This is a genomic window from Massilia eurypsychrophila (assembly GCF_002760655.1).
Taxonomy (GTDB): domain Bacteria; phylum Pseudomonadota; class Gammaproteobacteria; order Burkholderiales; family Burkholderiaceae_D; genus JAFCUW01.
Genome location: NZ_PDOC01000004.1, coordinates 278,420 through 300,439, shown reverse-complemented (window position 1 = coordinate 300,439; position 22,020 = coordinate 278,420). Strand labels below are relative to the sequence as shown.

The 22,020-nt window shown below is 65.7% G+C and carries 24 protein-coding genes, 1 other RNA gene and 1 pseudogene; 18 read left to right on the top strand and 8 right to left on the bottom strand.

Annotated features, from left to right (window positions below; all coding sequences use genetic code 11):
- Nucleotides 1-385 precede the first annotated feature (385 nt).
- The 4 genes from ftsX to CR105_RS09325 all read right to left on the bottom strand — a co-directional run bounded on the left by ftsX (nucleotide 386) and on the right by CR105_RS09325 (nucleotide 4,207).
- Entirely contained in the window at nucleotides 386-1,306 is a 921-nt protein-coding gene (ftsX, locus tag CR105_RS09340; RefSeq protein WP_099788155.1) for a permease-like cell division protein FtsX, read from the bottom strand.
- A complete protein-coding gene (locus CR105_RS09335; protein ID WP_099788154.1) occupies nucleotides 1,303-1,962 on the bottom strand; it encodes a cell division ATP-binding protein FtsE in 660 nt (219 codons plus the stop codon). The genes ftsX and CR105_RS09335 overlap by 4 nt, the downstream gene beginning before the upstream one ends.
- 6 nt (nucleotides 1,963-1,968) lie before the next feature.
- Nucleotides 1,969-3,156, bottom strand: coding sequence for a signal recognition particle-docking protein FtsY (ftsY, locus tag CR105_RS09330; RefSeq protein ID WP_099788153.1), 1,188 nt, complete (start codon nucleotides 3,154-3,156; stop codon nucleotides 1,969-1,971).
- Nucleotides 3,157-3,265: 109 nt separating this feature from the next.
- The gene (locus CR105_RS09325; RefSeq protein WP_099788341.1) at nucleotides 3,266-4,207 is read right to left on the bottom strand and encodes a MerR family transcriptional regulator; all 942 of its coding nucleotides are present in this window, start codon (nucleotides 4,205-4,207) and stop codon (nucleotides 3,266-3,268) included.
- A 313-nt stretch (nucleotides 4,208-4,520) separates the two neighbouring features.
- Here CR105_RS09325 and CR105_RS09320 point away from each other — a divergent pair, with 313 nt between their 5' ends.
- The 9 genes from CR105_RS09320 (at nucleotide 4,521) to CR105_RS09280 (ending at nucleotide 11,666) form a co-directional block, all read left to right on the top strand.
- On the top strand, nucleotides 4,521-5,804 hold the full coding sequence (locus CR105_RS09320; RefSeq protein WP_099788152.1) for an NAD(P)/FAD-dependent oxidoreductase: 1,284 nt from the start codon (nucleotides 4,521-4,523) through the stop codon (nucleotides 5,802-5,804).
- Nucleotides 5,794-6,588 (top strand): DUF1365 domain-containing protein, encoded by a 795-nt coding sequence (locus tag CR105_RS09315; protein WP_099788151.1) that lies wholly within the window; start codon nucleotides 5,794-5,796, stop codon nucleotides 6,586-6,588. The genes CR105_RS09320 and CR105_RS09315 overlap by 11 nt, the downstream gene beginning before the upstream one ends.
- The gene (locus tag CR105_RS09310) at nucleotides 6,585-7,805 is read left to right on the top strand and encodes an SAM-dependent methyltransferase (RefSeq protein WP_099788150.1); all 1,221 of its coding nucleotides are present in this window, start codon (nucleotides 6,585-6,587) and stop codon (nucleotides 7,803-7,805) included. The genes CR105_RS09315 and CR105_RS09310 overlap by 4 nt, the downstream gene beginning before the upstream one ends.
- Nucleotides 7,802-8,344 carry a chalcone isomerase family protein gene (locus CR105_RS09305; protein WP_099788149.1) on the top strand — a complete coding sequence of 181 codons (543 nt, stop codon included), beginning with the start codon at nucleotides 7,802-7,804 and terminating at the stop codon, nucleotides 8,342-8,344. Before CR105_RS09310 ends, CR105_RS09305 begins: the two co-directional genes overlap by 4 nt.
- On the top strand, nucleotides 8,341-9,573 hold the full coding sequence (locus tag CR105_RS09300) for an MFS transporter (RefSeq protein WP_229413782.1): 1,233 nt from the start codon (nucleotides 8,341-8,343) through the stop codon (nucleotides 9,571-9,573). Before CR105_RS09305 ends, CR105_RS09300 begins: the two co-directional genes overlap by 4 nt.
- Before the next feature lie 16 nt (nucleotides 9,574-9,589).
- Nucleotides 9,590-10,132 (top strand): DUF3833 domain-containing protein, encoded by a 543-nt coding sequence (locus CR105_RS09295; RefSeq protein WP_099788148.1) that lies wholly within the window; start codon nucleotides 9,590-9,592, stop codon nucleotides 10,130-10,132.
- Nucleotides 10,129-10,896, top strand: coding sequence for an SDR family NAD(P)-dependent oxidoreductase (locus CR105_RS09290; RefSeq protein WP_099788147.1), 768 nt, complete (start codon nucleotides 10,129-10,131; stop codon nucleotides 10,894-10,896). The genes CR105_RS09295 and CR105_RS09290 overlap by 4 nt, the downstream gene beginning before the upstream one ends.
- Nucleotides 10,893-11,324, top strand: a complete 432-nt coding sequence (locus CR105_RS09285; RefSeq protein ID WP_099788146.1) for a nuclear transport factor 2 family protein — start codon at nucleotides 10,893-10,895, stop codon at nucleotides 11,322-11,324. The genes CR105_RS09290 and CR105_RS09285 overlap by 4 nt, the downstream gene beginning before the upstream one ends.
- Nucleotides 11,325-11,438: 114 nt before the next feature.
- Nucleotides 11,439-11,666: a hypothetical protein gene (locus tag CR105_RS09280; protein ID WP_131021670.1), complete on the top strand. Its 228-nt coding sequence runs from the start codon at nucleotides 11,439-11,441 to the stop codon at nucleotides 11,664-11,666.
- 2 nt (nucleotides 11,667-11,668) lie between these two features.
- Here the strand turns inward: CR105_RS09280 and CR105_RS09275 are convergent, their stop codons facing one another.
- A complete protein-coding gene (locus CR105_RS09275; protein WP_099788144.1) occupies nucleotides 11,669-13,372 on the bottom strand; it encodes a thiamine pyrophosphate-binding protein in 1,704 nt (567 codons plus the stop codon).
- Between the two features lie 263 nt (nucleotides 13,373-13,635).
- On the opposite strand from CR105_RS09275, the gene CR105_RS09270 reads away from it, so the two are divergent.
- The 7 genes and pseudogenes from CR105_RS09270 to glpK all read left to right on the top strand — a co-directional run bounded on the left by CR105_RS09270 (nucleotide 13,636) and on the right by glpK (nucleotide 18,068).
- Nucleotides 13,636-14,028, top strand: coding sequence for a hypothetical protein (locus CR105_RS09270; RefSeq protein WP_099788339.1), 393 nt, complete (start codon nucleotides 13,636-13,638; stop codon nucleotides 14,026-14,028).
- A gap of 3 nt (nucleotides 14,029-14,031) precedes the next feature.
- Nucleotides 14,032-14,598, top strand: coding sequence for a hypothetical protein (locus tag CR105_RS09265; RefSeq protein ID WP_099788143.1), 567 nt, complete (start codon nucleotides 14,032-14,034; stop codon nucleotides 14,596-14,598).
- A 198-nt stretch (nucleotides 14,599-14,796) separates the two neighbouring features.
- Nucleotides 14,797-15,320, top strand: a pseudogene (locus tag CR105_RS29355) (CNNM domain-containing protein); the annotation flags it as partial.
- Nucleotides 15,321-15,437: 117 nt separating this feature from the next.
- On the top strand, nucleotides 15,438-15,800 hold the full coding sequence (locus CR105_RS29350; RefSeq protein WP_307189618.1) for a CBS domain-containing protein: 363 nt from the start codon (nucleotides 15,438-15,440) through the stop codon (nucleotides 15,798-15,800).
- Between the two features lie 162 nt (nucleotides 15,801-15,962).
- The gene (locus CR105_RS29345) at nucleotides 15,963-16,106 is read left to right on the top strand and encodes a transporter associated domain-containing protein (protein WP_307189617.1); all 144 of its coding nucleotides are present in this window, start codon (nucleotides 15,963-15,965) and stop codon (nucleotides 16,104-16,106) included.
- A gap of 70 nt (nucleotides 16,107-16,176) precedes the next feature.
- Nucleotides 16,177-16,515: RNase P RNA component class A (gene rnpB, locus CR105_RS09255), an RNA gene on the top strand.
- A 53-nt stretch (nucleotides 16,516-16,568) separates the two neighbouring features.
- On the top strand, nucleotides 16,569-18,068 hold the full coding sequence (glpK, locus tag CR105_RS09250; protein WP_099788142.1) for a glycerol kinase GlpK: 1,500 nt from the start codon (nucleotides 16,569-16,571) through the stop codon (nucleotides 18,066-18,068).
- Between the two features lie 56 nt (nucleotides 18,069-18,124).
- On the opposite strand, the gene CR105_RS09245 is transcribed toward glpK, so the two are convergent.
- Nucleotides 18,125-18,301: a DUF3606 domain-containing protein gene (locus CR105_RS09245; protein WP_099788338.1), complete on the bottom strand. Its 177-nt coding sequence runs from the start codon at nucleotides 18,299-18,301 to the stop codon at nucleotides 18,125-18,127.
- A gap of 111 nt (nucleotides 18,302-18,412) precedes the next feature.
- On the opposite strand from CR105_RS09245, the gene CR105_RS29340 reads away from it, so the two are divergent.
- Nucleotides 18,413-18,676 carry a hypothetical protein gene (locus tag CR105_RS29340; RefSeq protein ID WP_307189619.1) on the top strand — a complete coding sequence of 88 codons (264 nt, stop codon included), beginning with the start codon at nucleotides 18,413-18,415 and terminating at the stop codon, nucleotides 18,674-18,676.
- 151 nt (nucleotides 18,677-18,827) lie between these two features.
- On the opposite strand, the gene nhaA is transcribed toward CR105_RS29340, so the two are convergent.
- Complete coding sequence (gene nhaA / locus CR105_RS09235; protein WP_099788141.1) at nucleotides 18,828-20,054, bottom strand: Na+/H+ antiporter NhaA; 1,227 nt, start codon at nucleotides 20,052-20,054, stop codon at nucleotides 18,828-18,830.
- A gap of 147 nt (nucleotides 20,055-20,201) precedes the next feature.
- Entirely contained in the window at nucleotides 20,202-21,152 is a 951-nt protein-coding gene (locus CR105_RS09230) for an AAA family ATPase (protein ID WP_099788140.1), read from the bottom strand.
- A gap of 436 nt (nucleotides 21,153-21,588) precedes the next feature.
- Between CR105_RS09230 and mraZ the strand changes: the two genes are divergently transcribed.
- Complete coding sequence (gene mraZ, locus CR105_RS09225; RefSeq protein WP_099788139.1) at nucleotides 21,589-22,017, top strand: division/cell wall cluster transcriptional repressor MraZ; 429 nt, start codon at nucleotides 21,589-21,591, stop codon at nucleotides 22,015-22,017.
- Nucleotides 22,018-22,020: the final 3 nt, after the last annotated feature.

Below are 22,020 nucleotides of genomic sequence, written 5' to 3'. Positions count from 1 at the left end.
CAGCGTTTGTTCCCTGGTGCCGACGGTGGTGGTTGTGTTTCCCCGTCAGCAAACATAGTTTAGCACTCTCTTTGATAGAGTGCCAATCGCCAGGAACTATGACCCTGATAGGCGATAATATTGCTTTTGAGTATCTATTTGTCGCGTTTACACTGTAGAGGACGGGCACCGTCCACTATTGATCTGGATCACACCAAACGTGTTGTACTTTGGGAAAGCGCCGTGGTAGCGCTCATGAAGTATACGACAGCCGGCGCAAGGGAGGCGCGCCGTACGACACCGCACGCCGTTCATAATCAACCGGCGACAAAACGCTGGTGTCAGGTCTGACATTCGGACATTTCACGTGCGAAATGTCCAAATGTCAGACCTGACACCAGCTTTTTTAGTGCAGGCGGGCCAGGTGGCGCTGCACCGACAGCACGGCGCCGACCAGGCCGAGGCCGGCGCTAACGGCCAGCAGGGCGGCGATCGCCAGCGGCGCCAAGGGCGCCAGCTGGAATTCGCTGGCGTACAGGCGCGCGAATTCGGCGATCGCGGTGTTCAGCGGCAGCAGCGCCAGCGCCACCGCGCCCAACGCGACGGCGCCGGCGCACAGGCCCAGCAGCGCGCCGGTGTAGTAGAAAGGCCGGTGGATGAACAGGTCGGTCGCGCCGATCAGCTTGGAAACGGCAATCTCGTCACGCTGGGTCAGCACCTGCAGGCGGATCGTGTTGAATACCACCGCGATCACCACCATGCCGAGTGTTAGCGCCAGCAGCAGCAGCACCAGGCGCAGCACGCCGAGCAGGGCGGCCAGGCGCCGCACCCAGGCCGAGTCGACCTGCACCGTCTCGACGCCAGGCAGCGCGCGCAGCTGGTCGGCCAGCGCATCGACATTGCCCGCTTCGGCGGCGCTATTGAAACCGCCCAGCGTCATGACGTAGCTGTCGGGCAGCGGATTTTCGCCCAGTGTGCCGAGCACGTCTGACAGGCCGCTCTTGGCCTTCAGCGTCTCGAGCGCCTGTTCGCGCGGCACGAATACGATCTTCGCGTTGTGGTCTTTCAGCACCGCGCGCAGCGACGGCGCCAGCGCCTGCGCCTGCTCGCGGGTGGTGCTGGCGTCGACGAACAAGCTGATTTCGGGGTCGACCGACAGCTGCTGCGACATCGGCCGCACATTGTCGAGCAAGGTGATGCCGGCAAACGGCAGCGCCAGCGCAATCGCCACCACCACCACATTGAACAGGAAGCTGCCCGGCGACTTGCCGACGTTGCCCAGCGCCGCCATCATGGCGAAACGGTGTTGCCGCAGCCAGCTCTTCATGATTGCTCCTGTACCAGCTGGCCATGGTCGAGATGGATCACGCGCGCCGCGCCGTCCAGTACATACTCGTCATGGGTGGAAATCATGCACGTCACGCCGACCGCGTGGAAGGCGCGCAGGGCGTCGAGCACCTTGTCGGCGCTGGCCCGGTCGAGGTTGGCGGTCGGCTCGTCGGCCAGGATGATCTGCGGCCGGTTGACGATGGCGCGCGCGATCGACACGCGCTGCTGCTCGCCGCCGGACAATTCGAGCGGCAGCGCCTTGGCGCGCTCGAGCAGGCCGACCTTGTCGAGCGCGGCGCGGGCGCGCTGCTCGGCCTGCGCCTTGGAGGCGCCGGTCACTAATAAAGGCAGCATGGTGTTGGCCAGGATGTTGCGGTCGTTCAGCAGTTTTTGCTGCTGGAAGATCAGGCCGAGGTTGCGGCGCAGGAAAGGAATGCCTTCCTTGCGCAGCTTGCCGATGTCCTGGCCGTTGACCAGCACCGAACCCGACGTCGGCCGCTCGATGGCGGCGATCATTTTCAGCAGGGTCGACTTGCCGGCGCCGGACGGACCGGCCAGGTACACCAGTTCGCCCTTGGCGATGTCGAGCGAGACCTCGCGCAGGGCGATGGCATGGGCGGAATACTGCTTCGAGACAGAACGAAATTCGATCATGTGGTCCTATCCGAGCAGCGCTTCGACGAATTCGTCGGCGTTAAATGGCTGCAGGTCTTCAATTTTCTCGCCGATGCCGATGAAGTACACCGGCACCGGGCGGGTGCGCGCGATCGCCGCCAGCACGCCGCCCTTGGCGGTGCCGTCGAGCTTGGTGATGACCAGGCCGGTCAGGCCGAGCGCGTCGTCGAACGCCTTCACTTGCGCCAGCGCGTTCTGGCCGGTATTGCCGTCGATGACCAGCAGCAGCTCGTGCGGCGCGCCGTTCATGCCCTTGCCGATGACGCGCTTGATCTTTTTCAGCTCTTCCATCAGGTGCAGCTGGGTCGGCAGGCGCCCGGCGGTGTCGACCATGACGACATCCATGCCGCGCGCCTTGCCGGAATGGACCGCGTCGAACGCGACCGCGGCGGGGTCGCCCGATTCCTGCGAGATGACGGTGACGTTATTGCGCTGGCCCCACACCATCAGCTGCTCGCGGGCGGCGGCACGGAAGGTGTCGCCGGCGGCCAGCAGCACCGACTGGTCGTACTTTTGCATGTGCTTGGCCAGCTTGCCGATGGTGGTGGTCTTGCCGGCGCCGTTCACGCCCGCGATCATCATCACCAGCGGCTCGTGGCGGCCCAGTTCCAGCGGCTTTTCAAGCGGGCGCAGCAGGTCCGTCATCAGCACCTTCAGCGCGCCCTTGACGGCGGCGGCGTCGAGCAGCTTGTCTTCCTTGACCTTGCGGCGCAGCCCGTCGAGCAGGAACTGGGTGGCGTCCATGCCGGCGTCAGCCATCAGCAGCGCCGACTCGAGTTCCTCGTACAGGTCCTCGTCGATGCGGGCGCCGACAAACAGCAGGCTCAGGTTCGACGACGTCTTCGACAGGCCCGCCTTCAGGCGCGCCATCCACGACGATTTGCGTTCGGCTTCGCTGCTGCCGAGGCGCGCGGCCGTCTCGACGATCAGCGGCGCCGGTACCGGCACAGGCAGCGGCGCTGGCCGCGGCGGGGCCAGCGGCGGCGCGATGAAGGTCGACGTGGTGCCGTAGCGGCGCGAGGGTGTCGACGGCGCGACAGTCGGTGCCACGGCGGAGTCAACGGCGGGTACGGCCGGCGCGGCCGGCGCGACGACCGGCGCCTGGAAGACGGGCTCGGGTGGCGGCGGTGCTGTTTCGGGAACAGGCGGTTTCTTCTTGAAAAAACTGAACATGGGTGTCTTGGGGCGGGCGCTGCATGCACATGACCGGCGCTGCCGGGCACGACGAATCGACTGGCCGGTATTTTACCAGAGCACGGCGGTGCATCGCCGCCTGCGTTGCTTAAGCGGCAAGCGCGCTATGCTGGGCACGCCAGCGCGCCACCGCCGCCGGAATGCCGCCCAGGTTCAGCACGTTGGCAGGATTGAGGTGGCGCCGCGCCGCTTCGACGCCGGCGCCGCCGGCCCACACTTCGGCGCGGTCGCCCAGGCGGGTGCGCAGTTCGTTGACATTCTCGACCGCCGCGCGCGGCGAAGTGACGCCGGAAAACGACAGCGCCACGATGTCGGCGCGCTGCGACAGTGCCGCTTCGACAATATCGCCAAGCGGCGTCTGCACGCCGAGCGAGACGCAGTGCGCCCCCTCCAGCGCCAGCAGCGCTTCGGCCATCAGCAGGCCGAGGCCGTGGCGTTCCTGCGGCACCGTGGTCAGCAGCACGCGCGGCGTGGCCAGCGCGTGGCCGGCCTGCTGGGTAGCGGCGGCGATGGCGGTGCGCATCACTCCTTGCAGCATTTCCGCGAACAGGTGTTCTTCGAACACGGCCACTTCGCCGCGCGCCCAGGCCGCGCCAACGGCCGAGGTCAGCGGGGCGATCAGTTCGGTCACGCCGCGCTGCAGCCCCATCAGCAGGATCGACTGCGACAGACGCTGGCGCAGTTCAGCAATCTTGTGCGAGCGCAGCAGCGCGATGCAGGCGCGAATTTCCGGGTCGTCCAGGCCGCGGTGCGGGGTCGCCGGACTTAGCTTGCTGCCCAGTTCAGACAGTTCCTCGGCGCCCAGCGTCATGATCTTGCCCGGCCGGTAACCCTGGTCGAGCAGCCGCTTGACCAGCGACAGCCGGTGCACCTGGTCGGCCGGGTACACGCGCTCGCCATTGGCGTCGCGCTGCGGCTGCGGGAAGCCGTAGCGGCGCTCCCACACCCGCAGGGTTTCCTTGGCAACGCCGATGTCGCGTTCGACGTCGCTAATGCTGCTCAGTACGGCAGTGAGGGGGGCGCTGGTCATGTCGGGCTCGGTCAAAGTGTCGGTTCCTGTTCAGGACACGCCGCTCTGTCGGCGGCTGTCTGCATTCTACATTGAGATGACGACAATACGACAAATGCGTCGGATCTTGTATGTCTATAAAGATTGCTTCAGTTCGTTCGGACTGCGAAGCCGCTGACGGCGCCGCGGACAGCTACAAAGTATCACTATCTAACCATCTCCCGACTACTTTGTCTAGGACACACAATTGACTCTTGTCCGATTTTGGTGGATTATTGGCCTCGTAAGCATTTTGTCCACGACAAATATCGATCAATGACGAAGGCGGGTTGGCATGAAAATAGCGGTGATAGGCGCCGGCATCTCCGGCTTGTCGTGTGCGTACCGGCTCGCCCAGGCGTCGGCCGACGTCACCTTGCTGGAAGCGGGCAGCTATTTCGGCGGCCACAGCAACACGGTCGACATCACGCTCGACGGCGCCAGCTTCGGCGTCGACACGGGTTTTCTCGTCTTTAACGACCGCACCTATCCGAACCTGATCAAGCTGTTCGACGAACTCGACGTCGACACCGCGCCCAGCGAGATGTCGTTCTCGGTCAAGCTGCCGCTCGGCGCTGGCGCCATGCTCGAATGGGCCGGTGCCAATCTCGACACCGTGTTCGCCCAGCGCGCCAACCTGCTGCGCCCGCGCTTTCTGCGCATGCTGCGCGACATCATGCGCTTTAACCGCGAAGCGAGCGCGATGGCGCAGGGCGCCGCCATGCCGAACGCGGCGCTCGGCGACTGGCTCGACCAGCAAGGCTACAGCGCGCAGTTCCGCAACTGGTACTTGCTGCCGATGGCCGCGTGCATCTGGTCGTGCCCGTCGGACCAGATGCTGGCGTTTCCGCTGTCGACCTTCGTGCGCTTTTGCCACAACCACGGCCTGCTGCAGGTCAGCGGGCGGCCGCAGTGGCGCACCGTCAGGGGCGGCTCGCGCAATTACGTCGACAAGATGCTGGCGGCGATCCCGTCTTGCCGCCTGAATAGCCCGGTGCGCTCGGTACTGCGCGGCAGCGGCGGCGCGCGCGCGGTGCGCATCGAGACCGACGCCGGCATCGAGCAGTTCGACCACGTCGTCATCGCCTGTCACAGCGACCAGGCGCTGGCGCTGCTGGGCGACGCTCGCGCCGACGAGCGCGACCTGCTGTCGGCCATCCGCTACCAGCAGAACCGCGCCGTGCTGCACACCGATGCGAGCTGCCTGCCGGCGCGCCGCAAGGCCTGGTCGGCGTGGAACTACCAGAGCACCGCCGCGGCCACGCCCGACGTCTGCGTGCACTACCTGCTCAACATGCTGCAGCCGCTGCCCTGCACCACGCCGGTAATCGTCTCGCTCAACCCGATCGACGCGCCCGATCCGGCGCGCGTGCTGGCCTCGTTCGACTACGCCCATCCGGTGTTCGACCAGGCGGCGGTGGCCGCGCAAGGCGCGCTGGCGCAGATCCAGGGCGCGCAGAACACCTGGTTTGCCGGCGCCTGGACCGGCTACGGTTTTCATGAAGATGGCCTCAAGTCGGGCCTGGCGGTGGCGGCGTCGCTGACATCGCTGATGGCATCGCGCCGGCATGCGGCCTGACGGGGGCGCCGCGCCGGCGCCGCAGCTGTGCTTCGGCCAGGTCCGCCACAAGCGCGTGCGGCCGGTGGCGAACGCATTCGCCTATCGCGCCTACTATCTGCGCCTGCCGCTGCGCGCGATGGGCACTGCCAGCCCGCGCTGCGCGCTGTTTGCGCGCAACCGCTTCAACCTGTTGTCGTTCCACGATGCCGACCACGGCGACGGCAGCACGCCGCTCACCGCCTGGATCGACGCGCTGCTGGCGCGCGAAGGCGTGCTCGATGCCGACGGCGAAGTGTGGCTGCAGGCGATGCCGCGGGTGCTCGGCTACGTCTTCAATCCCGTCTCGTTCTGGTTTTGCCACCGCGCCGACGGGGCCCTGCGCGCGGTGCTGTGCGACGTGCGCAATACTTTCGGCGAGCGCCACTTCTACCTGCTCGATAACGGCGGCGACCTGGCCAACGGCGCCGAGATCAGCGCGCGCAAGGTGTTCCACGTGTCGCCGTTTTTCCCGGTCGACGGCAGCTACCGCTTCCGCTTCATGCGCTCGATGCGCGGCGCCGCCGAGGCGACGCTGGCGCGCATCGACCATGAAGACACCGCCGGCGAGCTGCTGCTGCAAACAAGCGTCTCCGGCAGCGGCGCGCCGATCACCAGCGCGCGCGTCGCCATCGCCTTCTTCACGTATCCGCTGATGACCATCGGCGTAGTCGCCCGCATCCATATCCAGGCACTGCGCCTCTGGCTCAAGCGCGTCCCGTTCCATTCCCAACCTGCGCCACCCCAAAACAAGGTAACCCGATGACTTCCGAATCCATCCAAACCCTCGGCCAGGCGGTCGTCGCGTCGCCGGCGCCGGCGGCGGCGCGCATCTTCCTCAAGCTGATGTCGAACCTGCAGCACGGCGCGCTGGCGCTGCGCACGCCCGACGGCGAGGTGCGCCACTTCGGACACGGAGCGTCTCCCATCGCGCTGGAGCTGAAGAACTGGAACCTGTTTACCCAGTCGGCGCGCGCCGGCGACATCGGCTTTGCCGAGTCGTACATCGCCGGCGACTGGACGACCAGTAACCTGGCCGGCCTGATCGAACTGCTGGCGCGCAACCGCACCCAGATCGAAGCGCTGGTGTATGGCAGCTGGTGGGGAAGCCTGGCCTACCGCGTCAAGCATCTGCTGAACCGCAACAGCAAGGCGGGCAGCCTGAAGAACATCCACGCCCACTACGACATCGGCAACGAGTTCTACAAGCTGTGGCTCGATCCGTCGATGACCTATTCGAGCGCGCTGTTCAACGACGCGAGCGGCGCCAGCCTGGAGAAGGCGCAGGCGGAAAAATACCGTCGTATCCTCGGCCAGCTGCAGCTCGCCCCTGGCGCGCGGGTGCTGGAGATCGGCTGCGGCTGGGGAGGCTTTGCCGAAATGGCGGCGCGCGAGCGCGGCGCCTACGTCACTGGCCTGACACTGTCGTCCGAGCAGCTGGCGTACGCCGTCAAGCGCATCGACGACGCCGGCCTTGCCGCCCAGGTCGACCTGCACCTGCGCGACTACCGCGACAGCGTCGGCGGCTACGACGCGGTGGCGTCGATCGAGATGTTCGAGGCGGTCGGCGAAAGCTACTGGCCGAGCTATTTCGAATGCATCGCCAACAGCCTCAATGCCGGCGGGCGCGCCTGCGTGCAGACCATCGTCATCGCCGACGAACTGTTCGAGCGCTATCGCAAGGGCACCGACTTCATCCAGCAGTTCATCTTCCCCGGCGGGATGCTGCCGTCGCCGTCAAGATTCGCCAGCCTGGCCGCCGCACATGGCCTTGAAGTAGTCGATCGGTTCAGCTTCGGCATCGACTACGCCGACACGCTGGCGGCCTGGCGCAAGGTGTTCCACGCGCGGCTCGACACGGTCCGCGCGCAGGGCTTCGACGAGCGCTTCATCCTGACCTGGGAATTTTACCTGTGCTATTGCGAGGCCGCCTTCAGGGCCGGCAACACCAACGTCATGCACTTCACGCTGGTGAAGAAATGATCACGCTGCGCCGCCTGGTCGCACTGTTGTCGCTGGCGTGCGCGTGCGTTCTGGCGCAGGCCGTCGCCGTCCCCGGCCACGTCGAACAGTCGATCCCGCAGGCGCGCCTGGCCGGCGCCGGCACCTTCACCTGGTTCACCATGAAGATCTACTCGGCCGAGCTGTGGGTCGGGCCGCAGGGCTACCAGCCGCAGGCGCCGTTCGCGCTCGAACTGCGCTACGCGCGCAAGCTCGATGGCGCCAAGATCGCCCAAGCCAGCGCCGAACAGATGGCCAAGATCGGCGCCGGCAGCGCCGCACAGCGCAAGGCCTGGCTGGCGCAGATGACTGCGCTGTTCCCCGACGTAAACGAAGGCAGCCGCATCACCGGCGTCAACCTGCCGGGCGAGGGCGCCCGCTTTTACCTCGACGGCAAACCACTCGGGAATATCGCCGAACCGGCATTTGCGCGCGCCTTCTTCGGCATCTGGCTCGATCCGGCCACCACCGCGCCGGCGCTGCGCACCGCGCTGCTGGCCAACGCCGCGCCGCCGCCGTGACCGCGCTCGGCCTGCCCAAGCTGCTGTACTACGGCTTCTTCGGCCTGCCGCTGGCCATGGTGGCGCTGCCCATCTACGTTTACCTGCCGCAGTTTTATGCCGTGCGCGCCGGCTTGCCGCTGGCGCTGATCGGCGCCGCTCTGCTGGTCGCGCGCATCGCCGCCGCCTTCATCGATCCGCTGCTCGGCTGGTGGATCGAGCGCGGCGGCGGCGCCTATGCGCGCTACGTGGCGCTGGCGCTGCCGCTGCTGCTGGCCAGCTTCATTGCGCTGTTCAACCCGCCGGCGATGGCGGGCGGCGCCACGCTGGCCTGGTTCGGCGCCACCCTGATGCTGGTCTACCTTGGCTTCAGCCTGGCCACCATCGCGCACCAGAGCTGGGGCGCGGCGCTGTCGCACGCACCGAGCGAGCGCGCCCGCGTGACCGGCGTGCGCGAAGCGTGCGGCCTGGTCGGCGTGGTGCTGGCCGCCGGCGTCACCGCCGCCGCCGGCTACGACGCCCTGGCGATCGCGTTCGCCGTGGCGCTGGGCCTTGGCGGCGCGCTGTTGCTGGCCAAGGCCGACCGTCCCGCCGCCACCGCCGCCGCCGCGCCGCTGGACTGGCGCTCGCTGGCCATGCCGTTTCGCGAGCCGCGCTTTCGCGCGCTGTTCGCCGTCCTGCTGGTCAACGGGGTGGCGTCGGCCATCCCGGCCACGCTGTTCTTGTTTTTTGCCGCCGACCGCCTGCGCCTGGCCACCATGTCGGGCCCCTTCCTGATCCTGTACTTTTGCGCCGCGGCGCTGTCGATGCCGCTGTGGATCGCGCTGGCACGCCGCTTCGGCGAGGCGCGCGTGTGGGCCGGCGCCATGCTGGCCTCGGCGCTGGTATTCGTCTGGGCGTTTGGCCTGGCGCCCGGCGCCGCGGTCGGCTTTGGCGTGATCTGCCTGCTGTCGGGGATTGCGCTTGGCGCCGACCTGGCGCTGCCGCCGGCGCTGCTGGCCGGCGTGATCGGCAAGGCCGGCCATGGCGGCTCGCGCGAGGCGGCCTATTTCGGCGTGTGGAACTGGGGCGTGCAACTGACGCTGGCGCTGGCCGCCGGCATTGCGCTGCCGCTGCTTGGCTGGTTCGGCTACGTGCCGGGCGGGCAGGGCGCGGTGGGCGCGTTGGCGGGGGCGTACGCGCTGCTGCCGTGTGCATTGAAACTGACGGCCGCCGCCATGCTGTGGCGCGCGCCGCTACGCGATTGTTGATCTATAAGGAGATAGCATGAATACCAAACGATTTTTCGGCGCGCTGGCGATCGGCGCGGCCCTCGGTGTGGCGCTCGGCGGCTGTTCGTCGCCCAAGCCGGACCAGTATGCGAAAGAGTCCCCGCGCCTCGACATCCAGCGCTATTTCAACGGCACCCTCGACGCCCACGGCATGTTCCAGGACCGCTCCGGCGACGTCGTCAAGCGCTTCGTCGTCGTGATGCGCTGCAGCTGGGTCGGCGACACCGGCACGCTCGACGAAGACTTCACCTACTCCGACGGCACCACACAAAAGCGCGTCTGGACGATCCGCAAGACCGGCCCCGGAACCTATACCGCGACGGCGCCGGACGTCGTCGGCGTGGCCGAAGGAATCGAGTCCGGCAACGCGCTGCGCTGGAAGTACGTGCTGGCGCAGCCGGTCGGCGACAAGGTCTACAACGTCGACATGGAAGACTGGATGTTCCTCATTGACGGCAAGGTCATGCTGAACCGCACCGCGATGAGCAAATTCGGCGTCAACCTTGGCCACGTGACGCTGTCGTTCACCAAGCGATGAATCCGCGCATCGACTCCTGGTCGGGCAAGCGCGTCTGGATGATCGGCGCCTCGACCGGCATCGGCGCCGCCGCTGCCGCCCGGCTGCTGCGCCAAGGCGCGCGGGTGGCGCTGTCGGCCCGCAACGCCGCCAGGCTCGATGCCGCCGCCGCCGGCTCGCAAAACGCGCTGGCGCTGCCGCTCGACGTCACCGACCACGCCAGCGTGCTGGCCGCGCGCGACGCCATCGTCGCCGCCTGGGGCGGCATCGACCTGGTGCTGGTGGTCGCCGGCGGCTACAACGAGATGCGCGCCGACAGCTTCGACCTGGCCGCGGCCAACGCGATGGTCGACCTGAACCTGCGCGGCGCCTTCAACTGCCTCGACGCGGTGCTGCCGGTGCTGCTGCGCCAGGGCGCCGGCGGCATTGGCATCGTCGCGTCGGTGGCCGGTTTCGGCGGCTTGCCGAAGGCGCTGGTGTACGGGCCGACCAAGGCGGCGCTGATCAATTTGGCCGAGTCGCTGTACCTCGACCTGCGCCCGCGCGGCATCGCCGTCTATCAGATCAATCCCGGCTTCGTCGACACACCGCTGACGGCCCACAACGACTTTCCGATGCCGGCCATTATCAGCGCCGACGAGGCGGCGGCGGCGATGCTCAAGGGGATCGAACACGGCCAGTTCCACGTGCACTTCCCGCGCCGCTTCACCAACAGCATGCGCCTTGCGCGCCTGCTGCCGTACCGCGCATACTTCTGGCTGATCCACAAGGTGACGGGGCTATGAAACACCAGGAACAACTCGACCGGCTGGTCCGCTTTTACGAGACGCTCAGCCTCGAATCGCTGTCGCAGCTGCCGGCGATCTACGCGCCCGACGCGCAGTTCAAGGACCCCTTCAACGAGGTGCGCGGCATCGTGCCGATCACGGCGATCTTTCGCCACATGTACGAACAGGTCGACGAGCCGCGCTTCGCCGTCGGCACCCGCGTCCTGCAAGGGGGCGACGCCTTCCTGGCCTGGGATTTCGCTTTCCGCATGAAACGTTTCTCGCGCGAACGCCAGTGCATCCGCGGCTCCACCCACATCCGCTTCGACGACGCCGGCGCCGTCGTCATGCACCGCGACTACTGGGACGCGGCCGAGGAACTGTACGAGAAGTTGCCGCTGGTGGGGGCGCTGATGCGCTGGCTGAAGCGCGCCGCCAACAAGTGATGCGCGCGTTTGAAGCAGATCAGCCGCGCAGCACTTTGTCGCTGGTATAAGTCATAGCAGAGTTGACTCATCAGGGGGATGGCGATGAAGATTGCAGGGTATTTCAAGCGGATCTTGTCTACCGATAAGATTGTCGTGCGCGGTGCGGCCACGCTGCGCACCGTGCTGTGCGGCCTGTTCATCGTGCTGATCGCGCTGTTTCGCACCAGCCCGGTGGGCGAACTGGGCAAGGGCGAGCAGCCGGTTCCCTTGCCGCCCGAACTGGGCATCGAAGACTTCACGCTGCGCCTGATCGGCGCCGAGGCGCCGCCGCCTGCATTAACCGAAGCCGCTCCGCAATAAGCCTAGCTGGCTGCCTTTGCTTTTTCAGCGTTGGCGCGGATCGTCTCGAGCGTCGCATTCGGCGTGATCAGGTTGCCGTCGTAACGCAGTTCAATCAGCGCCGGCAGCTTCTGCGTGCGCGTGTGTTCCAGCGCGCGCGCCAGCGCCGGGCCGAATTCCTCGGTGCGCGCCACCACTTCCCCACTCGCGCCATACGCCGTCGCCAGCGCGGCGAAATCCGGATTGGAAAGCGTCGTGCCGGACACCCGGCCCGGATAGTCGCGCTCCTGGTGCATGCGGATGGTGCCGAACATGCTGTTGTTGAAGACGATGATGATCACGCCCGCCTTGTACTGCACCGCGGTGGCCAGCTCCTGGCCGTTCATCATGTACTCGCCGTCGCCGGCGAAGGTGACCACGGTGCGCTGCGGGTCGATGATCTTGGCCGCGATCCCGGCCGGCACGCCGTAGCCCATCGCGCCGCTGGTGGGCGCGAGCTGCGTGCGCATGGCGCCATAGCGGTAGAAGCGGTGCGCCCACGTCGCGTAGTTGCCGGCGCCGTTGGTGATGATGGTGTCTTTGGGCGCGGCCGCCATCAGCTCCTGCACCAGTTGCCACAGGTCGAGCGGGGCGCTGCCGTCCTGGAAAATCGGCGGCTGCTGCTGGTACGCCGCCAGCTCGGCTTTCGCCTCGGCCACCGTGTGGCGCCAGGCGTCGGCCGCCACCGGCGCCATCGCCGCCAGCATCGCCGCTGCCTGCGGCGCGCCGCTGGCGATCATCAGGTCGGCCTGGTACACGCTGCCCAGTTCCTCGGCGTCCGGGTGGATGTGCACCAACTGCTGGGCCGGTGTCGGCGACGCCAGCAGCGAGTAGCCGCTGGTGGTCATTTCGCCCAGGCGCGGACCGAAGGCGATCAGCAGGTCGGCGTTCTTGACGCGCGTGGCCAGCTTTGGATTGATGCCGATGCCGACGTCGCCTACGTAGTTCGGGTGCGCGTTGTCGAGCAGGTCCTGGAAGCGGAATGCGCACGCCACCGGCAGGTCGTTCGCCTCGGCGAAGCGCTGCACGTCGGCGCAGGCCTGGGCATTCCAGGTGCCGCCGCCGAGCAGCAGCAGCGGGTTCTTCGCCGCGGCCAGCAACGTGCGCAGGCTGTCGACCTGTGCGGCGGACGGCGACGCCTGCACCGGCTGATAGCAGCGGGTGTCGGCGACGGCGGCCAGCGCCACCAGCATGTCTTCGGGCAGCGCCAGCACCACCGGGCCCGGGCGGCCGCTGGTGGCGACCTGGAAGGCGCGCGCGATGTATTCGGGGATGCGGTCGGCGCGGTCGATCTGCGCCACCCACTTGGCCATCTGGCCGTACATGCGGCGGTAGTCGATTTCCTGGAACGCCTCGCGGTCCATGAAGTCGAGGCCGACCTGGCCAATGAACAGGATCATCGGCGTCGAGTCTTGGTAGGCGGTATGCACGCCGATCGCGGCATTGGTCGCGCCCGGCCCGCGCGTGACGAAGCAGATGCCCGGCCGCCCGGTCATCTTGCCGTAGGCCTCGGCCATGAACGCGGCGCCGCCTTCCTGGCGGTTGATGATGAAGCGGATGCTCGAGTCGTGCAGCGCGTCGAGGACGTCGAGAAAGCTCTCGCCTGGTACGCCGAAGGCGGTGTCGACGCCGTGGATCTTGAGTGCGTCGACCAGGATCTGGCCGCCGGTGCGGGATGGGTGGGTCATGTCTGCCTATGTGGTTATCGGCGCCAGGCGAACTGGGGCGTATAGCAGCCATTCTATGCGAGCCGTTTCTACCCGGCTTTTGAAATGGCGACACCAAATTTCAAAAATCACCGGAACGAAGTGTTGTCCGCGCCACATAGAGGCGCATGTTAACAAATAATAAATAATATCCATTGACACATCTTGCCAATAGGAACTAAAGTCGTTTCGGCAATAAAAAAATGCCACCTCTCCACAATAAGGACGTAAATAAAGGGAAGACCATGAAGAGAATAGCGATTGCCGCTGTATCGGCGAGTCTGGTGTTATCTGGATGCGCTACGGCGTCAAAGGATATTTCGCCGACCTACACTTCGCCGATGCAATACCAGTCTTACGATTGCGACCAGCTCGCCAGCGAGTCGCAGCGCATTCAGACACGCGTTGTGCAGCTCGGCGGGCGGCTCGACACCGCCGCGTCCAACGACAAGGCCATTGCCGGCGTTGGCGTGATTCTGTTCTGGCCAGCGCTATTCGCACTAGGCGGCACCAAGCAACAAGAGGCCGATTACGGCCGGCTGCGCGGTGAATACGACGCAGTTCAGCAATCGGCAGTCATTCGTAAATGCCCTGGAATGGTGTCTGCATCCGCTACACCCCTCGCTCGCAAGGAATAAACCATGAAAATCCTGAAATCCATTTCCCTCGTTTCGCTGTTCACTTTGTCGGCGGTCCTGTTGTCCGGTTGTGCGGCGCCTGCCCGGACCGATCAGATGACAGCCCAGGTCAGCCCCGCGCAGCGCGTTGCGAACACGCCGATGCGAAACAACGTCGCCGTCAAGGATGTCTCCGGCGGCAAGGAAACCAATCCGATGTGGGTATCCAATGTGGGCAACAGCGAGTTCGAACAGGCGCTGGAAGGGTCGTTGAAGGATGCCGGCTTGCTGTCAGCGGGAAAGCAGGCGGGTAAATACCTGTTGACGGCGCACATGCAAAAGGTCGAGCAGCCGATGTTCGGCGTCAGCATGACCGTCACTGTAACGGTCAATTACGTCTTGACGGCGCGCGCGAGCGGCAAGGAAGTGCTGAACCGTACGGTTAGCCTGCCATACACGGCGGAATGGAACTCGTCCTTCATTGGAACCGAACGTCTCCGCCTGGCCAACGAAGGCGCTATTCGCACGAACATCGGCAAGATAATCGACGAGATCTTCGCCATTCGGGCCGACCAGGTCGCCTTGAACTGATCAGGTAAGGGCTTTCTCCGGCAGCTGACGGCGCCGCCAGCAGGCAAGACAGGCGCTGGTGGACACAAGCCATTGGAAGGTGGCGGTTGACGGCCGTCCGCCAACGCCGCCAGGAACGAACACGGTTGGTTTGGCTCAAACGCCGGATTGGCCCGCCCTCTATGGTTAACGCTTGACGAGCGGCTCGACGTGTCTGCCATGGAAATATTCATCATCCTCGGACTGATCTTGCTCAACGGCGTGTTCGCCATGGCAGAGCTGGCTCTGGTGTCGGCGAAGCGGGCGCGGCTGCAAAAGCGCGCCGCCGAAGGCAGTCACGGCGCCCGCACCGCGCTCGCGTTGGTTGACGATCCCAGCGCCATGCTCTCGACGGTGCAGGTCGGCATCACGCTGATCTCGATTTTCAATGGCGCCTTCGGCGAGGCATCGCTGGTTGCCAAGCTGCAGCCGTATTTGGCCTCGGTGCCACTGCTGGCGCCGTACGCCTGGCCGGCTGCGCTGGCAATCGTGGTTGCCGGCATCACCTTCGCGTCGATTGTGCTGGGCGAACTGGTGCCCAAGCGCATCGCGATCCAGAATCCCGAGTTTTTTGCCACCGCCATCGCCGGCCGCTGAAGGGCTTGTCGCGCCTGATGACGCCGTTTGTCAAGATCCTGTCGCTGACAACCAACCTGATCGTTCGCTTGCTGGGCATGAACAAGCCGAAGTACGACGCGCCGACCGAGGAGGAAATCAGCGGCGTGCTCAAAGAGGGCACCGCCGCCGGCGTGCTCGAAAAGGATGCATACGAGATCGTCACCCGCGCCCTGCGCCTGCGCGACCAGCGCCTCAGCGGGGTGATGACGCCGGGCATCGACCTCGAACTGATCGACATCGACGACGACGCCAGGCGCAACCTCGAGCGCATCGCGCGCAGTCCCTACAGCCGCTTTCCCGTCTATCGCGGCGACCGCTCGCATATCCTCGGGGTAGTGCGTGCCCGCGACCTGTTGGAACAGGCGGTGCATCGCGACTCGCTTGGCGGCATCGACATTTTGGCGGCGATGAAACCGGTGCTGTTCGTCCCCGATTCGGTCAGCGCGATGGACTTGCTGGAACAGTTTCGCGCGCACCGGGCCGAGCTGGCGCTGGTGGTGGACGAACACGGCCAGGGTCGGCGGCATGGTCACCATGGCCGACCTGATGAATACGCTGGTCGGTGACGTGCCGGGCGTCGAGGAGCGCGACGCCGATTCGGTGCAGCGCGCCGACGGCAGCTGGCTGATGGACGGCGACATCTCGCTGCACCGGGTGCGCGACAAGCTCGACAACACACCGCGTTCCCCGACGAAGCGTCCGGCGCCTACCAGACGCTGGCCGGTTTCGTGCTCGATGAGCTCGGCCACGTGCCTAAGCCGGCCGACCATTTCCACTGGAACGGCTATCGCTTCGAGGTCGTCGACATGGATAACTACCGCATCGACCGGGTGCTGGTGTCGCGCGCCGCGCCGCCGCCGCCGCACGCCTAGGCGCCGTCTTATCAGCCATTCGGCCGATCGTTCCGCCGGCGCCGCCCGTGGCGCGGTACAATGGCGCGGTGAAGCAGGCCAGACAGCCGCTGGCTGGCGTGTAATGCGTCGGCGGGAGGAAGGTCCGGACTCCATAGAGCAGGATGACGGTTAACGGCCGTCCGCCGAAAGCCGCAAGGTATAAGGCGAGGAATAGGGCCACAGAGACGAGCGTATTAAGTTACGGTGAAACGCGGTAACCTCCATCTGGAGCAATCCCAAATAGGCACGCGTTGAGGCGGCTCGCGGAGCGTGCGGGTAGGGAGCTTGAGCGCAGGAGTAATTCTGCGCCTAGAGGAATGGCTGTCATAGCGGGTGTTCGCAAGGGCATCGGCCGTAACAAAATCCGGCCTATCGGCCTGCTTCACTTCATATTTCCGGCCCCGGCGCGTGTGCGCCCACGGGCCAATCGGGGAGCTGCTCATGAAACAGTACATCCTCGCCCTCGACCAGGGCACGACCAGCTCGCGCGCCATCCTGTTCGACCACGATGGCAGCCTGTGCGGCAGCGCCCAGCACGAATTTGCGCAGCATTTTCCGGTTCCCGGCCGGGTCGAGCACGACGCCAGCGATATCTGGACCAGCCAGCTCGCCTGCGCGCGCCAGGTACTGCGCGAAGCGGGCGTGTCCGCGGCGCAGGTGGCCGCGATCGGCATCGCCAACCAGCGCGAAACGACGGTGCTGTGGGACCGCAAAAGCGGCGAAGCGGTGGCGCCGGCGATCGTCTGGCAGGACCGGCGCACTGCCGACGCATGCGAACGGCTGCGCGCCGACGGCCACGCCGCGCTTGTCCAGCAGGCCACCGGTCTCGAACTCGACGCCTACTTTTCCGCCACCAAGCTTGCCTGGCTGCTCGACAACGTGGCCGGCGCCCGCGAGCGCGCATGCCGCGGCGAGCTGGCGTTCGGCACCGTCGACAGCTGGCTCGCGTTCAAGCTGACCGGGCGCCACGTCACCGACGTCTCCAACGCCTCGCGCACGATGCTGTTCAACATCCACGACGTGGCGTGGGACGAGCGTTTGCTGACGCTGTTCAATGTTCCGCCCGAGGTGCTGCCGCAGGTCGTGTCCAGTTCGGAAGTGGTGGGCCACACCCACGCCGACCTGTTCGGCTCGCCCGTAACGGTCTCCGGCATCGCCGGCGACCAGCAGGCGGCCACCTTCGGCCAGGCCTGCCACAGCCAGGGCATGGTCAAGAATACTTACGGCACCGGCTGCTTCATGCTGATGCACGCCGGTGCGCAGGCGGTCGCCTCGCACAACCGGCTGCTGGCCACCGTCGGCTGGCGTGTCGGCGGCGCCACCGACTACCTGCTCGAAGGCAGCGTGTTCATGGGCGGGGCGACGGTGCAGTGGCTGCGCGACGGCCTGGGCATCATCGAAAAATCGTGCGACGTCGAGGAGCTGGCGCTGAGCGTGCCCGACAACGGCGGCGTCTACCTGGTGCCGGCATTTGCCGGGCTCGGTGCGCCGCACTGGGATCCGTACGCCCGCGGCACCCTGATCGGCATGACGCGCGGCAGCGGCCGCGGCCATGTTGCGCGGGCGGCGCTGGAGGCGATTGCCTACCAGAGCGCGGAGCTGCTGATGGCGATGCAGAAAGATGCCGCCATCCCCGTGACCGAGGTGCGGGCCGACGGCGGCGCCGCGCGCAACGATTTGCTGATGCAATTCCAGGCCGACCTGCTGGGCGTTCCGGTGGTGCGGCCGAAGGTGACGGAAACGACCGCGCTGGGCGCGGCCTGGCTGGCTGGACTGGCGATCGGATTCTGGGAGTCGCGCGAAGAAGTGGCGGCGCAGTGGCAGGCGGAAAAGCAGTTCGAGCCGCTGATGCGGGAGGATCGGCGGCGCGAGCTGATGGCGACGTGGGCGAGGGCGGTGGAACGCTCGCGCGGCTGGGCGCCGTCCGGGTCCGGGGTCTGACGGCGACGCCGAACCCCGTGCGGCCAGACCCCGGTGTGCTGCTGGCTATTCAACCCTCAATGCAACCCAAGCAAATTTCTCACAGCGGTGGCACCGGTGCCGGCCTGCTGCACGGCATCGCGCAGCTGATCCCTGCTGACACCAAGCTCTTTCATCCAGTAAGCGACTTCCATTTCCTCATGCAGGTAGATCGAACGGTCAGGGACGGGCTGGCTTGGCAGGTTTTCGCTCATGATGTAGCCTCGTAGTATACGGCGTGGTTGGAATGATGCCAGAATCGCACGCATTTCGACGGCCTTCTGTTCGCTCGCGCACCCATGCTGCATTTGTCTGTGGAGTCTCAGATGAACGTCGTGGTCAACCTTGATGTCGACGATCTCGATGCCGCCATCGCCTTCTACATCGCCGCCTTCGGACTCGAAGTCGGACGGCGGCTGGGCCCCACCGTTGCCGAGTTGCTCGGCGGTCCCGCACCCATCTATCTGCTCGAAAAGCCCGCCGGCACGCGTGCAGCCGGGCACGCGGCGCAGCTATCGGCGCCACTCGACGCCGGTGCATCTCGATGTCGTCGTCGCAGACATCGACAGCTGCGGTGCAGCAAGCCTTGACCGCCGGCGCCCAACTCGAGGCCGCCGTCACGGTCCACGCCTGGGGCAGGCTTGCCTTGATGGCGGACCCGTTCGGCCACGGCTTTTGCTTCGTGCAGTTTTCTGCGCAAGGCTACGACGCAATCGCGGACCAACGCACTACATCCGCAGGTCAGCGTGGCGCCGGAACTGCATAGTCGACGGTGTCGAGATCGGTGTCGGTCGGCAACGGCGGGCTAAAGAACTTCAGCCACAGGAAGCCGCACACGCCGGCCGATAGCGACGCCAGCAGGATCGTGATCTTCGACGCCGTGATGTCGCCCGCCTGGCCGGCAAACGCCAGGTTGGTGATAAAGATCGACATCGTGAATCCAATCCCGCCCAGCATCCCGGCGCCGAGCACATGGCGCCAGCCGAGGTCGAGCGGCAGCCTGCACAGGCCAAACGACACCGCGGCAAAACTGAACAGGAAGATGCCGATCGGCTTCCCAAACATCAGGCCGGCAAAGATGCCGAGACTGTTCGGCGAAGCCAGCTGCTCGGTCCAGCCGGCCGCGATGATGATGCCGGTGTTAGCCAGCGCGAACAGCGGCAGAATCAAGAACGCCGTCGGAACATGCAGTGCGTGCTCGAGCCGGTGCGACGGCGATTTCTGATCGTCTTCGCGCGGCGAAAACGGGATGGCAAACGCCAGCAGCACGCCGGCGATGGTCGCGTGGATGCCCGATTTGAGCATCAGCACCCACATCAGCGCGCCGCCGATGAGATAGGGGGCGAGCGCCATTACGCGGGCGAATCGATTGATGCAGACGAGCACCACGAACACGGCGAGCGCCCCGGCGAGATAGGCCATCGACAGCGTGTTCGTATAGAACAGCGCGATGACGACAATGGCGCACAGGTCATCGATGACGGCCAGCGCGGTCAGGAATATCTTGAGCGAGGCGGGCACCCGGCTGCCCAGCAGGGCCAGCACGCCGAGCGCGAAGGCGATGTCGGTGGCCATCGGAATGCCGATCCCGCTTTGCGTCGGCGAGCCGGCGTTGAGGCTGAAGTGCAGCAGCGCCGGTACGCAGATGCCGCCGAGCGCGGCGAAAATCGGCAGCAGGGCGTTGCGAAAGTCGGACAGCTCGCCGTTGTACATTTCGCGTTCGAGTTCGAGGCCGACCATCAGGAAGAAAATCGCCATCAGGCCATCATTGATCCAGTGCTCGACGCTCATGCCGAGAAATTGCAGGTGCCACAACGCCTGATAACCCTCGCCCCATGGCGAGTTGGCCACCAGCAGCGAAACCAGCGTACAAACGATGAGAACGATTCCGCTCGACTTGTTCGAGGCGAAAAAACGCTTGAAGGTGAGCGATAGGGGGCGATGCGATGTGGTGGCAGATGGGATCATGAGGGCAAGCGGTATCCGCGTGGCGGCCCGACCGACGCTTTGCCTGCTGCACACGGCGTGTGAGCACCCGCCCAAAGTATAGCTTATGTACGTGCCTGGCCGCGCGAAATCGGTGCCAGTCCGGGTGCAAGATACCGCGGCAAGGCCTCAGAATCCGATCCGCGCCTTGCCCGCCCCCGGCTTGATGCGGATGTCTTCCGCCTTGACCTGGTCGCGGCCCGCCGCCACCGCGTACCCCAGGCTGTCGAGCAGCGTCTTGCGCATGTCGCGCGGCGACACGCCGGCCAGCCTGTCGATGACGGCACCGTTCAGTTGCGGGTCGTATTTTCCCAGGTGCAGCTCGCGCAGCAAGCCCGCATAGATCCGCTGCGCAATTCCCGCCGCCTGCTCCAGGGTCGGCGCCGGCACCTCGTACACCGCCATCCGGTTCAGCAGCGGCGCCGGAATGCCGCCGGTGCTGTTGGCCGTCAGCACCCAGAAGATCTGGCTGGCGTCGATCTCGACGTCGATGAACTCGTCGCGAAAGGCGCGCGACGTCTCCGGCTCGAGCAATTGGTACAGCGCCGCCAGCGGATCGGATTGCGACGAGCCCGTTGCCTTTTCGACTTCGTCGAGCACCACCACCGGGTTGGCAAACTGACCACGCACCAGCCGCTCGGCCACCTTGCCGCACTTGGCGCCCTTCCAGCTGGCCGAGCTGCCGGTAATGACGAAGCCGGCCGACAGCGCGTTCATGCTGATCAGCTCGCACTCGGTCTGCATCACCTTGGCCAGCCGCTTGGCGAAATGGGTCTTGCCCACGCCCGGGTCGCCCAGCAGCAACAGCGGCATCACGTTGAAGCCGCCGTCGCCGGCATGCGCCAGGCCCAGGTAGCGCGTCAGGTCGCCCACCACTTCAGCGAAATTCGGACACTCCTCGCCCAGCGGCGCCAGTGCGGCGGTCGAAGAGGGCGTGGTGACGAAGCGGTCGGCGCCGGTGTCGAGCATGCGCTCGTAGAACGCTTCGAGCTCGGGCGAGCGCCCGCGGCTGCGTTCGAGCGCGCCCTGCACGTCGCCGAGTTCGTATAGCGCGCGGGTGCGCGCCAGGGTGATGCTCACGACTTTTCTCCCGAAAGTGGCGTGGCGGCACTGTCCGCCAGGGCCGCTAAAACGGCCGGCCTGCGTTCAAATCCTACCCCGGACGGGTTGATCGCGCAATGCCGCGCCGTACCCTGCGCTAGTTGCAGAAATTGAACTGTGGACATTTATTTTAGGGGATAAAAGCGTCCGTACAGCTGAGAAGCCACATTCACTGTCTTTGATAAGTGCCTAATTTATCGACATATTTTTACTTTACGTCACTTCAGGGAAACGCGCTAAGTCATTGACTTCATTGGAAAATTTACCGTTTTCCAATCGGAAACCGCTTGACCCTAGAGGATGCTTCCTCTAAAGTGGGCAACTGTGTGGAAAAGTGTAGTTTTGTGGGAGATAAATCATGATCCCCGACGCGCAAACTAAACCGATCCATCAAACTCTAAGCTAGGTATAAACCGTGTTTCAAGGCGCGTCCGCAATCAATCTCGATGCCAAAGGCAGGATGTCCATCCCCGCCAAGCACCGTGACGCACTCGCAGTTCAGTGCGAAGGCCGCCTTACGCTTACCAAACATCCCCATGGCTGCCTGTTGTTCTTCCCGCGCCCGGTATGGGAATCGCACCGCGAGAAAATCGCCGCGTGGCCAATGTCGGCCCGCGCCTGGCAGCGCATTTTCCTCGGTAACGCCTGTGATGTCGAGATGGATTCGGCCGGCCGCATCCTGATTTCGCCCGAACTGCGCGCCGCTGTCGGCCTGGCCAAGGACGTCATGCTGCTGGGCATGGGCACTCACTTCGAAATCTGGGACGCCGTCAGGCTTAACGATAACGAGCAGCAAGCCGTTGCCGGCGGCATGCCCGATGTTCTCTCCAATTTCTCTTTCTGAAGG